Here is a 14,089-nt window from a genome sequence, read left to right as displayed (position 1 = left end):
ACGATGGCCCCAGCGTTACCGTCAGCGCCACCACCGAAAGCGCAATCTTGCTCACCACCCAGGACGCAGAAACCGATGGCGACCCCACGGCCCAGGACAGCGCCGCCACCACGGTGGACTTCAGCGGTGTCTTCGGCAACCTGCCGGTCTATGGCGCCGACGGCGCCGGCACCACCGTCAAGAGCTACGCCCTGAGCCTGTACGGCGCGAATGGCAGTGACTCCTTGCTGGACAGCAACGGCGTTCAGATCAACCTGTACAACGTCGGCGGCCTGATCGTAGGTTCGACCGCCCTCGGCGCAGCCGACATCACCACGGGCAACACCATCTTCTCGATCGGAGTGGTGCCCAGCGGAGCCAATGCCGGCATCGTCACGCTGACCCAATACGCCGAGATCGACCACGCTTTGGAGACCCCGACCACCGCCCCCTTTGACGACCAGTTCGCGGTATTGGCCAACAACCTGATCAAGCTCACCGGCACCGCGCTCAGCACTGACGGCGATGGCGACACCGCCACCGACAGCGAGGACGTGGACCTGGGCGGCAACGTTCGCTTTGCCGACGATGGGCCATCGGTAGTTGCCAATGCAACGGTGCTGCTGGACGACGACGCGAAAACAGGTGGCAACCCGGGCGGTACGGACGACGATGCCGACGCGGCTAACACAAGCGGCACTCTGGGCCACGTCTTTGGCGCGGATGGCGCCGGCACGGTGGCCTATCTAACCAGCGGAGCGCCCACAGGCTTCACCTATGAGACCGATGGCCCCAATCTGTTGGTCAAACAGGGCACAACCACGGTGCTGACGCTGACGATGATCGCGGCAACGGGCGCCTACACCGTGGTGCAAAACAGCCCGATCCTCCATGCGGCAGGCCTGAACGAGAACAACCAGGCGTTCACCATCAACTACCGGGTGACCGATGGTGATGGCGACACGGCCGATGGCACGCTCTCCATCAACGTCGATGACGACACGCCGGTCGTGACGGCCAAATCGAATCTGGTCTACGCGAACAGCAGCAACGGGGCGCTTGTGACGGATGAAGGTGGAACCGGCGTCTTCGCTTACTCGATTGGCGCGGATGCGCATGTGGCGCCTTACAGCGCGTCGAACTCCGACTTCCTGTCCGTGGCTCTCACGGGCGTCACGGTGGGGGCAAACGCCATCACCAACAAATCGGTGACTTGGGTCTCGGAGACGGATAGCCAGGCGGTCTTCAACGTGGGCTTCACCTACGTGTCCAACCCGACGCAGGGAACGACCAGCAACGCCACCGGCACGCTAGTCTTTGACAAGTTGGCTGACACCTATACCTTGAAATTGGCTCAGGAGATTGAGAGCTTCAGCATCCTGAATACCTCAACGCCTGGTAACCCCCTTCAGGGCTATGCGTTCAACTCAGACACGACCGTTGGATCAAATCCGCCGGTCTCGGTGATGACGCTTGCCAGCAACTTCTTTGTGCAGTTCGAAGGGTTCGGCGTGAATAACGGGACGGCCCAAACCTTCGCTTACGACACCGCCACAGGCTTGTTCTCGAATGATCGACGGTATGTCACGGTCTCATCGAATTCGATTGGCGCTGCCAGCGACACGCTCCAATCGGACGAGGTGATCGATCTGGACTTTTTTGCCGAGAACCCCAAAGGGGTCACCAATGACCCTACCTTGGAAAGGGCCACAAGCAAGGCAATCTTTCTCGAGTTCACACAAGCCGGCATCGGCGCTGGTAAAGACATGCTGGTGGTATTGAAGCTGGTGGATGACGTTACCGGGGATACAATCAATCGAACCTTCATTGTTGGAAACTCAGCCGGTAATGACGACGTTATCAATACCAGTGTGCCCTCCTACGGATTCGTGGCTCAGGCACAAAACGGCATCGTGGTCTTCGAGAGCAATGACTACAACTTCAGCGGAGAAAATTACTCGATCCAGGGCGCCCAAGTGGTGACGTCAACCCAAAACACAACCGGAACCGGATACCAGCTCAATGGGGCCATCGACAATCCCGCGACTGGGACGGTTGAGGGTGCAACGCTCAGTACTAGCCTGACAAATTTCGGTGGCGCCACGACTGAGGGGAATAACGAACCCATCAAGATCGTCAACATCGGCTTCGTGGCCTCGGCGACACCGGACGCCCACCTGACCTTCGATGTAACGCTGGCGGATGCCGACGGTGACGCGACGACCACGCAAACCCTGGATGTGATAATTGTTGGCGATAACCGAGTGACCGCCTCAGCGGGTGGGGACTCGTTCGTGATCGCCGACACCGACGTCGACGGGCTGTTCTCCATGGCCTTGACTGTCATCGATGGCGGCTTTGCCACCGGCAGTGACACGTTCAACTTCACGCTGGCGGGCTCGGACGGGAACTACACCGAAGTGCTGGCACCGGTCACCAACCTGGCGGCGTTCACAGCCGCCGCCGATCTCGCGCTGGATGGCACGAAAACCTACTACTTCGGCGTCGTTGGAGGCGACGGCTACCTGGCATTCGATGGTGATGGAGGTGGTATTACCGCCATCATCCAGTTGGTGGGGGTGACCGACATCGCAAGCACTGACATTGTCTAAACGCCACTGAGGGTATACGGCCTGGCTCCCACAAGGAGCCAGGCCGTTTTCATTGGAATATAGGCGACACCGTCCCTTCGCGTCCTCATCCCGTTTCCCCTCCCAAGTAGTCCAAAACTCCCACCCCGCTTGGGAGTATCGGCCGATGCGCAACCCCCTGCGCATGCTCATAGTTGCGAACTATGGTCAACGGTCAGACCTCGATGACCGCAATTATCCCGGGAGAAAATCATGGCTATTGGAATCACCGGCGAGGACGTTGTGCTGGACGAAACGCCCGGCTTGCAGAACGCCACCGCCACGCCAACCCCTGCGGGAGATGCTGACGACAACGACATCCTCGTGGCGTCCCTGCCCTTAACCTTCGCTACCCGTTTGACCACACTGGGGGCCGGCACCGCAACGGGTGCAGCCTTGAGTGGCTATACCGGTGCCGTGGGCGACACGGGCAGTAATGCGTTCACTGTCACCGACGGAGCAACCATTACCGATATCAGCTTCGTCGACAGCGCTGGCGCACCGCTTAATGGCGTGGACAGCGGACTGGACACCCTCGATGGCACCAGCATCCTTCTCTATACCGATACGAACAACAACATCCTTCTGGGCCGAGCCGGGAGCGCAACCGGCGCGATCGTGTTCGCGGCTTATATCGAAGAAACCGGATCGCCGGTCTCCGGCGGCAAGATCTGGACCGTGGAGTACCAACCGCTCAAGCATCCAGATGCTACGAACCCCGATGATTCGCTCAATCTGCTGGATAAGGTATTCGTCGGAACCAGTCAGGACTTGGAATTCAGTCTGGCCAATGCGCCCTCCGGTCAGAGCCTCTTCCTGATGTTCACGACGGTGGACCCGACAGTTGTCGACGTCGGTGGTGTTTTGCGGATCACGGATCCCACTATCATCGCCACCGGCAAGGATCCGGCAAATCAGTCCACTGGCGTCAATATCGTGACTGGCGACACGATCAATACCAGCCAGGCAGCTGGCCCGACCACCTTTGGCACCAATAGCCAAATGATTACTGAACAGGAGGGCATTCGTTATTCGTTCGTCACCGGTGCCAGGCAGGATGTGACCATTCCCGAGCTGGATCAGAACGAAGCAGATGTTGAAGCCAACATCGACTTTACCGACGTCGTCAATGCGAACAAGGCCAGTTTCGACGTCGTGCAATTGCAAAGCGGCAAGAGTGCTGTCGTAAAAATCAGCGCATTCAGCACCACTGCTGAACCTGGCGTGAATTTCATCGACGGCTATGCAAATGATTTGCCGGTTGAGATCACCAGTGTTCGCGTCATCAACCTCAGCACCGGGCTGGTGATCGAGAATTCAGACGGACCGGAGGATGATCCCGCTATTACCATCAGTTTTGATGCTGACGGGGTTGCAACCATCACCGGCGTTAAAGCCGGCTACCAGATTGAATACACCACAACGGATGTTCACAACCGCGTGCTCATTGAGAACGGAGCGGCCCTCGACGCCAGGGGCAATACCCACGCCGATTTTGATATCGGTGGTTTCAAGCTGCTCCAAACTGCTATTACGACCGCCGAAATCGGCTCCAAGATCATCTTTGAAGATGACGGCCCGGCACTCGCCTTTGGCAACCTCATCGGGACCGGTAGTGTCCTGCCGCAAACCGGGTTCTGGAGTCATTCGGCCGGCGCCGATGGGCTGAGCGCGGCCGGTCTGGATATTTCGGTGAACAGCTCGTTCACCCTCGTCAGGCCAGACAACACAACCACCACCGGCACCGCCACCCTCACCGAGCTGCTGCTCTCACCGGACGGCAATGGCGCGTACCAATTCGAAGGGACGTTGACCGGCGATTTCGACAACAACGCCGGAACGGACGATACCACCATCGACTACACGCTGACCGCCTTTGACGATGGCAGCTATGCACTGGATCTGGTGCAAGGCTTTAGTTCGACGGTCGTGCTCAGCAGTGCAGACGGCTCGCTCGACGCCGGCGGCCCGGACCCCGTGCGCACACTGTTAATTCCGGAAACGGATGACCCGGCTATTCCTTCGGCATCCGAGGAGGTTGTGTTCTTTGGTGTTAACGCGACTACTACCTCAGGCGACATATTTACTGCTATCGGGCCGGGAGAGCCCGACCTCACCGAAGCACAGGTAGAAGGCGGCGGGTTTGCCTTCCTCGGCACCGCGAACATGAACGTCAGCACCTCCGGCATCGGCGTCGGCAACAACAACCTGGATGGAAATGGGACGGCAGGCATCAATAGTGGTGACGAGAGTTTCGTCATCAACCCCGAGACCTTGTTGACGGGCATGAAAATTTTCATCGACAACTCGGTGCAAGGGTATAACCCGGCAACGGAAGAGCTGTACTACACGATCTTCTACGCTGACGGCACGACTTCAGGTTCGCCGACGAAGGTACTTGCCGCGGATCTGACCCCGGAGGCTGGAGGACAAACGTCCTTCGTCATCGAGCGAACGGACGCCAAGCTCATTGACGCTGTTCAGCTCACGATGGGCCTGGGCACGATCAAGATCCCGGTGATCCAGTTCATTCAGGAAACCGAGAGCCTGGCCAGCGATATCCAGCTGACCTTCAACGCGACGGTGACGGACAGGGATGGGGACTCGGCATCAAGTACGTTTGATGCCAACCTGTTCGCCAACGACTTGACCGGCGCCTTCGACTACACGCTGGTGGGTACGGACGATGAGCTTGATGCCTTCAACGTCGACTTGTCATTCGATGAAAACCTGTACCAGATTACCGGCTTCGATACGGACGCAAACCTGCGAGACACCCTGGTGCTCAACGGCGACCAGACTGCTGATGTCCAGATCGACACCAGCGGCGCAGACAGCATCGTGACGGTTACCGAAACGGGCGGAGACGTCACGACTATCACCTTGGTCGGGGTTGATCTTCTGACTAGTGACATCGTTATCGGCAGCGTCTGAGGCGGCGCGCGCGTGAAAAAATGCGAGGGTGGCGCAAAACCACTCTCGCATTGTTTTTTGCAGTTCCAATAGGCGATCTGCACGCTCGCATCACCTTGGGCACCCTGCAGCAGACCACCAACGAGGACGACTAGGCCGAAACTCCCATCCCGCTTGGGAGTTTCGGCCGATGCGCAATTTCCGGCGCTTGGTCATAGTTGTAGAGGTCAATGGTCAGACCTCAATGACCGCAATTGCTCAGGAGAAATATCATGGCTATTGCAATCACTGGCGAAGACGTTGTACTGGACGAAACGGCCGGGTTACAGAACGCCACCGCCACGCCAACTCCTGCAGGAGACGCTGACGACAACGACATTCTGGTGGCATCCCTGCCCTCTTCCTTTTCTACCCGTTTGACCGCACTTGGAGCAGGCACCGCAACGGGTGCGGCCCTGAGTGGCTATACCGGTGCCGCGGGCGACACGGGCAGCAATGCTTTCACCCTGACCGGCGGAGGAAGCATTACCGATATCAGCTTCGTCGACAGCGCTGGCGCACCGCTCAATGGCGTGGACAGCGGACTGGACACCCTCGATGGCACCAGCATCCTTCTCTATACCGATACGGACAACAACATCCTTCTGGGCCGAGCCGGGGGCGCAGATGGCGCGATCGTGTTCGCTGCCTACATTGAAGAGACCGGATCGCCGGTCACCGGCGGCAAGATCTGGACCGTGGAGTACCAACCGCTCAAGCATCCAGATATAACGAACCCTGATGATTCGCTCAATCTGCTGGATAAGGTGTTCATCGGAGCCACTCAGGACCTGGGATTCAGTCTGGCCGGTGCACCCTCCGGCCAAAACCTGTTCCTGATGTTCACGAAATTGAACCCCACAACTGAAACAGTCGATGGTGTCGTGCGGATCACGGATCCCACCATCATCGCCACCGGCAAGGACCCCGCAGACCAGTCAAGCGGCGCCAATATAAACACTGGCGACACGATCAATACCAGCCAAGGGGGTGGCCCGACCACCATCGGCACCAACAACCAGATGATTGTGGAACAGGAAGGCATCCGCTTTTCGTTCGTCACGGGCGCCAGGCAGGATGTGACCGTTCCCAACCTTAGCCAGACCGAAGCCGATGTTGAGTCCAACATCGACTTTACCGACGTCTACAATGCGACGTCGGCCAGTTTCGACGTCGTGCAATTGCAAAGCGGCAAGAGTGCTGTCGTAAAAATCAGCGCATTCAGCACCGCTGCTGAACCTGGCGTGAATTTCGTCAACGGCTATACGGGCGATACGCCGGTTGCCATCACCAATGTTAGCGTCATCAACATCAGCACCGGGCTGGTGATCGAGAATTCGGACGGATCAGTGGATGATCCAGCCATTGGCATCAGCTTCGCTAATGGGGTTGCAACCATCACAGGCGTTTTGGCTGGCTACCAGATTGAATACACCACAACGGATGTTCACAACCGCGTGCTCATTGAAAACGGAGCGGCCCTCGACGCCAGGGGCAACGACCACGCCGATTTTGATATTGGCGGCTTCACGCTGCGCGAAGCCTCTACTACCATCGCCGAAATCGGCTCCAAACTCATCTTCGAGGATGACGGCCCGAGCATCACCGCCACTGGCGAGGAGCCAACGCTGACGGTGGACGAAACGGTGCTGACGACCGACGCCACGCAGAACTTTGCCGCCAACTTCACCTCGGCGTTTGGTGCTGATGGGCCGGGTACGCTGACCTATGCGCTGGGCGTGGTGGCCGGAGCTTCCGGACTGACCGATACGGCCACTGGCGAGGCGGTCAACCTGTCACTCAACGGCACCGTGGTCGAAGGCCGCACAGCCACGACCAACCTGCTGGTGTTCACGGTTAGCGTCGCCGCCAATGGTGACGTCACCCTCGACCAGCTGCGGGCGGTGGTGCATCCCGATACCACCAATCCGGATGATTCGACGACGCTGTCGGCGGATAACCTGGTGACGCTGACGGCGACCACCACCGACGGCGACGGCGATAGCGTCCAGGCAACCCTCAATATCGGCTCGAACCTGGTGTTCAAGGACGACGGACCGAGCATCACCGCCACTGGCGAGGAACCAACGCTGACGGTGGACGAAACGGTGCTGACGACCGACGCCACGCAGAATTTTACCGCCAACTTCAGCTCCGCGTTTGGTGCTGATGGGCCGGGTACGCTGACCTACGCGCTGGGCGTGGTGGCCGGAGCTTCCGGACTGACCGATACGGCCACCGGCGAGGCGGTCAACCTGTCACTCAACGGCACCGTGGTCGAAGGCCGCACGGCCACGACCGGCCTGCTGGTGTTCACGGTTAGCGTCGCCGCCAATGGTGACGTCACCTTGGATCAACAGCGGGCGGTGGTGCATCCCGACACCACCAATCCAGATGATTCGACGACGCTGTCGGCGGACAACCTGGTGACGCTGATAGCGACCGCAACCGACAAGGATGGCGACAGCGTCCAGGCAACGCTCAACATCGGCTCGAACCTGGTGTTCAAGGATGACGGACCCAGCATCACCACCACCGGCGAAGAACCAACGCTGACGGTGGACGAAACGGTGCTGACGACGGACGCCACCCAGAACTTTGCAGCCAACTTCAACTCTGCGTTTGGCGCTGATGGGCCCGGTACGCTGACCTATGCGCTGGGCGTGGTGGCGGGGGCCTCCGGGCTGACCGATACGGCCACCAGCGAGGCGGTCAACCTGTCGCTCAACGGCACCGTGGTCGAAGGCCGCACAGCCACGACCGGCCTGCTGGTGTTCACGGTTAGCGTCGCCGCCAATGGTGACGTCACCCTCGATCAACAGCGGGCGGTGGTGCATCCCGATGCCACCAATCCAGATGATTCGACGACGCTGTCGGCGGATAACCTGGTGACACTGACGGCGACCACAACCGACGGCGACGGCGATAGCGTCCAGGCAACGCTCAATATTGGGCAAAACCTGGTGTTCAAGGATGACGGTCCGAGTATCACGGCCACCGGCGAGGAACCAACGTTGACGGTAGACGAAACGGTGCTGACGACCGACGCCACGCAGAACTTTGCCGCCAACTTCACCTCCGCATTTGGCGCTGATGGGCCAGGCACGCAGACCTATGCGCTGGGCGTGGTAGCGGGTGCCTCCGGACTGACCGATACGGCCACCGGCGAGGCGGTCAACCTGTCACTCAACGGCACCGTGGTCGAAGGCCGCACAGCCACGACCGGCCTGCTGGTGTTCACGGTTAGCGTCGCCGCCAATGGTGACGTCACCCTCGATCAACAGCGGGCGGTGGTGCATCCCGACGCCACCAATCCAGATGATTCGACGACGCTGTCGGCGGACGATCTGGTGACGCTGACGGCAACCACCACCGATGGCGATGGCGACAGCGTCCAGGCAACGCTCAATATCGGCTCGAACCTGGTGTTCAAGGACGACGGGCCAAGCATCAGCACCACCGGCGAGGAACCAACGCTGACGGTCGATGAAACGGTGCTGGCGACCGACGCCACGCAGAACTTTGCCGCCAACTTCACCTCGGCGTTCGGTGCCGATGGACCGGGCACGCTGACCTATGCGCTGGGCGTGGTGGCCGGAGCTTCCGGACTGACCGATACGGCCACCGGCGAGGCAGTGAACCTGTCGCTCAACGGTGGCGTGGTGGAAGGCCGCACGGCCACCACCAACCTGTTGGTGTTCACGGTCAGCGTCGCCGCCAATGGTGACGTCACCCTCGATCAACAGCGGGCGGTGGTGCATCCCGATGCCACCAATCCGGATGATTCGACGAGCCTGACCTCGGACGATCGGGTCACGCTGACGGCAACCACCACCGATGGCGACGGCGATAGCGTCCAGGCAACCCTCAACATCGGCTCGAACCTGGTATTCAAGGACGACGGCCCGAGCATCACCACCACCGGCGAGGAACCAACGCTGACGGTCGACGAAACGGTGCTGACGACCGACGCCACCCAGAACTTTGCCGCCAACTTCACCTCGGCGTTTGGCGCTGATGGGCCGGGTACGCTGACCTACGCGCTGGGCGTGGTAGCGGGGGCCTCCGGGCTGACCGACACGGCCACCGGCGAGGCAGTGAACCTGTCGCTCAACGGTGGTGTGGTCGAAGGCCGCACGGCCACGACCGGCCTGTTGGTGTTCACGGTCAGCGTCGCCGCCAATGGTGACGTCACCCTCGATCAACAGCGGGCGGTGGTGCATCCCGATACCACCAATCCGGATGATTCGACGACGCTGTCGGCGGATAACCTGGTGACGCTGACGGCGACCACCACCGACGGCGACGGCGATAGCGTCCAGGCAACGCTCAATATTGGGCAAAACCTGGTGTTCAAGGACGACGGGCCAAGCATCAGCACCACCGGCACGGAGCCTGTGCTGACGGTAGACGAAACGGTGCTGACGACCGACGCCACCCAGAACTTTGCCGCCAACTTCAGCTCCGCATTTGGCGCTGATGGCGCGGGTACGCTGACCTACGCGCTGGGCGTGGTGGCGGGAGCCTCCGGACTGACCGACACGGCCACCGGTGAGGCGGTCAACCTGTCACTCAACGGAGGCGTGGTCGAAGGCCGCACGGCCACGACCAACCTGCTGGTGTTCACAGCCAGTGTCGCCGCCAATGGTGACGTCACCCTCGATCAGCTCCGCGCAGTGGTGCATCCCGACGCTACCAACCCCGATGATTCGACGACATTGTCGGCGGACAACCTGGTGACGCTGATAGGGACCGCCACCGACAAGGACGGCGACAGCGCCCAGGCGACCCTCAACATCGGACAGAACCTGATATTCAAGGATGACGGCCCATCACTCGCATTCGGCAATCTGGTCGGTACCGGTAGCGTCCTGCCGCAATTCGGGTTCTGGGATAATTCGGCCGGAGCGGACGGGTTGGGTGCGGCCGGTCTGGACATCTCGGTGAATAGCCAGTTCACCCTCGTCAGGCCAGACAATACGACCACGACCGGGACCGCCACGCTCACCGAGCAGTCGCCCTCACCGGACGGCAATGGCGCGTATCAATTCGCAGGGACGTTGACCGGCGATTTCGACAACAACGCCGCAACAGCGGATACCAGCGTCGACTACACGCTGACCGCCTATGCCGATGGCCGCTATGCACTGGATCTGGTGCAAGGCTTCCGTTCGGAGATCGTGCTCAGCACTGCCGACGGCGCGCTCGGTGCCGGCGGCCCGGATCCCGTGCGCACCTTGTTAATTCCGGAGCAGGATCCGCCGACTATTCCTTCGCCATCTGAGGAGGTTGTGTTCTTTTCCGCGAAGGCACTTGCGTCCACTTCGGACATCCTGACCGGCATCGGGCTCGGAGAACCCGACCCCACCGAAGCCACGCTACAGACCAACCCCCTGCCCTCGTTCATCGACCCGTCGGCCATGAACGTCAGCACGGCCGGCATCGGCGTCGCCAATAACCTGTTCCAGGGCGATAACCTGGCGGCAATCGGCGTTGACGATGAAAGTTTCGTCGTCAATCCGGAGAGCCTGCTGACGGGCATGAGGGTCTTCATCGACAACTCCGTGGGAGGTTACAACACGGCGACCGAGGACCTGTACTACAGAGCCTACTACGAGGATGGCACGTTCTCGAACCTCATCGAAGTGAACAGCCTGACTCCGGAGGCAGGCGGACAGGTATCCTTCCTCGTTGAGAGCGATGGCGCGAATCTGATCGACGCTGTTCAGCTCACGATGGCCCGAGGCGAGATCAAGATCCCGACGATCCAGTTCATTCAGGAGAGCGAAAGCCTGGCCAGCGATGTCCAGCTGACGTTCAACGCGACGCTGACGGACGGGGATGGGGACTCGGCGACGAGCACGTTTGACGCCAACCTGTTCGCCAACGACTCGGCCGACGCCCTCTTCGACTTCTCGCTGGTGGGTACGGGCGGTGAGCGTGATGCCTTCAACATCGATTTGTCAGTCGATGAGAACCTGTATCAAGTCACCGGCTTCGACGCGAACGCAAACCTGCGAGACGCCCTGGTGCTCAACGGCGACCAGAGCGCGGTTGTCCAATCGATCGACATCAGCGGTGAAAACAGCATCGTCACGGTTGCCGAAACGGGCGGACAAGTCACGACCATCACCTTGGTCGGAGTCGATCTTCTGAGTAGTGACATTGTTATCGGCGGCGTCTGAGGCATCGCGCGCCTAAAAAAATGCGAGGGTGGCGAAAGCCACCCTCGTATTTTTTTGCAGTCCCAAATAGGAGATCCGCACGATCGCATCAACCCTGGCACCCTGCAAGCCACCGACAAGGACGGCGACAAGCCAGGCACGCTAAAAGGTGTCAGACCGTCTTCTTTTTTTACGTGAACTCAAATCCAGTTCCACCCATGTGGACTCGGGTGGCTTTTCGTTGTTGGTGAGCCCGTGCTTCAGCGCATACATCAGCAAATCGATTCGGTTGATGAGATTAAGCTTCTGATAAATGTTGCTGAGATGGTTGTGCACGGTGTGCTCGCTGATGCCCAGGCGCCCGGCGATGCTCATGTATTTGGCGGACGGATCCCCCACAATGGCGCGAATAAGTTCCCTCTCGCGCAATGTCAGCCGCGCCTGTTTCGCCTGCTCCAGATTGCATTTCAAGTGTATATGCCCGGTCGCGGAATAGCCGGAAAGCCCACCGGCCCAGGCTCTATCCTTTCCGGTGTCGCGATGGTGGACCGTGATGATGGCCTGGATGATCGATTCCGTCGGGTCTTCCGCCAGCACGATGCCGCGTGCGCCTGCCTCTATTGCCTGGGCAACGGGGATGGCTTCGTACAGCCCCTTGAGTACCAGTACTTTCATTTCGGCGCTGCGGGTGAGTCCCGCAACGACCTCCAGCGGGTTCAGCGCATCTGGAAAGAAACTGAAAAAAATCACATTGGGCCGCAACTGATCGGCAAGATCCAGCGCATTGGTATAGGTGGTGGCCTGGCCGCTCACTTCCATCTGAGGTTTCCTGGCATTGATCAAATCTTGAAGGCCCATGAGAACGAGGGGGCGACAATCGATCAGCATCACGCTTATTGGTTTTCTGTGGGCCGTCATACGTTCCTGACTCCCTTGAAGAATTAATTCTGACCTCCCTCCCTTGGCCTTCATGGATCAGCAGCTCAATCACCTGACCACCGTGATCGAAGGACAGATGCGAGCGCCGACAGGCCTTACGGTGCCCACCCGACTATTCATCCCTGGGGGACACTTCCACTGGCTTCACTGGCAGGCGTTGCGGACGTTCCACAAGCCGGGCAAAGCCATCGAGGCAACATAAATAGGAATAATCATCAATAGCTTGCGCATGATGATGTGCTCCCCGAGCCACTGAACTGAGTCTAGGTCAGCTCAGCGCGCTGCCGGCCTGCCTCTCTGCCAGTCGTCGACTCAAGCTTCACGCGGGTGGCCCGGTCGCTGTTCCCTGCAGCTCCCCTGCCCTAAAAAATCAAGGCCTTAGACTCGCCGGGGCCTACCTGCGACCAAGGGCTGATCGCGATCGAAATCGTCAATTAACCGACGAGTGGCGTACGTGAAAGCACAACCGTAACGCTGGCGTCAATTTGTCGTCGAACTTGCCTCGTCGATGCGTAGAAATGCTCTCAGTCAGGATCTTTCCGCTGGCATGGATATCTACACATCTCTTGGGGTATAGAGATTCATTGGCGGGGTTGTGTTGGAGTACATATCCGTTTCTGCGGTAACGGCCGCTGGCGGTTTCGCTTTTACAGCGAGTCACTTGGAAAAGCCCCAAGTAACCAAGGGCTCTTGCCCCGCCATTCGGTGCCTCGCCTGGGCTCGGCATACCCTCACTCCGGCATTGCTCCGGGGGCCCGCTGCCATCGGCCATCCATGGCCGGGGGCAGCTACCGCGGCATCCTTGCCGCGGTGCCCCCTGCGCAACGCCTGCGTTCGGCCTCTGGGAAAAGGGGCAAGCAGATCAGGATCAAAAGCCAAAGCAACGGCAACGGCAACGGCAACGGCAACGGCAACGGCAACGGCAACGGCAACGGCAACGGCAACGGCAAGATCAACAGCATCGCGAGCAGGCTCGCTTCCACATTGGATGGGTGGTGTTGCCGGTTTCTGGTTTGGCATCACTGCTGAACAACTACCGCTCCCGCAAACACCCAATATCCCTGTAGGAGCGAGGCTAGCCCCAATGCCAGTCAGTTAAGCGAGCAAACCGCTTTTCGTAGGAGCCAGGCTTGCCGGCGAAGGCGTCCTTGAGTGCGCTTTCGCCGGCAAGCCTGGCTCCTACAGGTCCGCTTTATCCTTAACTGACTGGCATTGAGGCTTGCCCGCGAAAGCGGAGTGTCAGCCGACATCAATGTTGAATGTGCTGGCCTCTTCGCGAGCAAGCCCGCTCCCACATCTACTGTTTTTGATGCGTGTTTGGCTTGCTTTCATCTATCCGGCGTCTGAGTGGGGCTGTGGCCCCGCGCCTCGATGAGAATCGATGCCCGACGATCCTAATTAGTTGAACGGCCTTTCAGCCGTGTG

General features: G+C 59.7%; 5 protein-coding genes. 4 read left to right on the top strand and 1 reads right to left on the bottom strand.

Annotation, left to right across the window (positions count from 1 at the left end; translation table 11 throughout):
- The 3 genes from MEB48_RS28625 to MEB48_RS28615 all read left to right on the top strand — a co-directional run.
- The coding region (locus tag MEB48_RS28625) for a DUF5801 repeats-in-toxin domain-containing protein (RefSeq protein ID WP_237887067.1) at nt 1-2,591 on the top strand (2,591 nt) is incomplete at its 5' end.
- Between the two features lie 231 nt (nt 2,592-2,822).
- On the top strand, nt 2,823-5,543 hold the full coding sequence (locus MEB48_RS28620; RefSeq protein WP_237887066.1) for a DUF5801 repeats-in-toxin domain-containing protein: 2,721 nt from the start codon (nt 2,823-2,825) through the stop codon (nt 5,541-5,543).
- A 251-nt stretch (nt 5,544-5,794) separates the two neighbouring features.
- The gene (locus tag MEB48_RS28615) at nt 5,795-11,746 is read left to right on the top strand and encodes a DUF5801 repeats-in-toxin domain-containing protein (RefSeq protein WP_237887065.1); all 5,952 of its coding nucleotides are present in this window, start codon (nt 5,795-5,797) and stop codon (nt 11,744-11,746) included.
- A gap of 141 nt (nt 11,747-11,887) precedes the next feature.
- Here the strand turns inward: MEB48_RS28615 and MEB48_RS28610 are convergent, their stop codons facing one another.
- Nucleotides 11,888-12,643 (bottom strand): response regulator transcription factor, encoded by a 756-nt coding sequence (locus MEB48_RS28610; RefSeq protein ID WP_237887064.1) that lies wholly within the window; start codon nt 12,641-12,643, stop codon nt 11,888-11,890.
- Between the two features lie 795 nt (nt 12,644-13,438).
- Here MEB48_RS28610 and MEB48_RS28605 point away from each other — a divergent pair.
- On the top strand, nt 13,439-13,693 hold the full coding sequence (locus MEB48_RS28605; RefSeq protein WP_237887063.1) for a hypothetical protein: 255 nt from the start codon (nt 13,439-13,441) through the stop codon (nt 13,691-13,693).
- Nucleotides 13,694-14,089: the final 396 nt, after the last annotated feature.

The organism is Pseudomonas sp. PGPR40, assembly GCF_022014505.1.
Taxonomy (GTDB): domain Bacteria; phylum Pseudomonadota; class Gammaproteobacteria; order Pseudomonadales; family Pseudomonadaceae; genus Aquipseudomonas.
This window is presented reverse-complemented; position numbering and strand designations above follow the sequence as displayed.

Bases quoted from the DNA above. Each gene is read 5' to 3' on its own strand.
- MEB48_RS28620 (WP_237887066.1), top strand. From the start codon at position 2,823: ATGGCTATTGGAATCACCGGCGAGGACGTTGTGCTGGACGAAACGCCC.
- MEB48_RS28615 (WP_237887065.1), top strand. From the start codon at position 5,795: ATGGCTATTGCAATCACTGGCGAAGACGTTGTACTGGACGAAACGGCC.
- MEB48_RS28610 (WP_237887064.1), bottom strand. From the start codon at position 12,643: ATGACGGCCCACAGAAAACCAATAAGCGTGATGCTGATCGATTGTCGC.
- MEB48_RS28605 (WP_237887063.1), top strand. From the start codon at position 13,439: ATGGCCGGGGGCAGCTACCGCGGCATCCTTGCCGCGGTGCCCCCTGCG.